A 556-nucleotide genomic window follows, 5' to 3' on the forward strand; every position below is an offset into this window, starting at 1 on the left:
TGAGAAGTTGATGTGCGATGATAATGTCACGCTTCATCTAATGAACGGCAAAAACGAATTTGAAGATATCTATTTCCATTCTCTAAACGTTGCGGTTATTGCCATGATGATTGGGCGTGCGAAAGGGTATTCTGCCAAGCAACTAAAAGAGCTCTCTTTCGCTGCACTGTTTCATGATATGGGTAAGATCAAAATCCCTACCGCTATATTAAGAAAGCAAGTGCCATTAACCGAGCCAGAAACCAACTACCTAAAGTTACATACTAAATATGGTTTGGATCTCGCGAATCAGATCGAAGGTTTTCCTGAACCAGCTAAAACCGTGATTGCTCAGCATCATGAGTTAAGAGATGGCTCCGGTTATCCTGAGAGCCTTAAAGGGGATGAAATTGATGAATTGGCTCAAATAGTCATAGTGGCAAATGCATTTGATAATTTGTGCCATACACCGATCGCTTCAGAACAGAAAATCCCATACACCGCCCTTTCTCATTTATATAAAAACTGTAAACACCTATATAAAGAAGAAAACCTTAATATCCTGATCAAGTTTATG

General features: G+C 39.4%; 1 protein-coding gene. It reads left to right on the forward strand.

Features of this window, described 5'->3' with window-relative positions; translation table 11 throughout:
* The coding region (locus tag R7040_RS29010) for an HD-GYP domain-containing protein (RefSeq protein ID WP_318097974.1) at positions 1-556 on the forward strand (556 nt) is incomplete at both ends.

The sequence above is a fragment of the Vibrio sp. 1069 genome, from assembly GCF_033340555.1.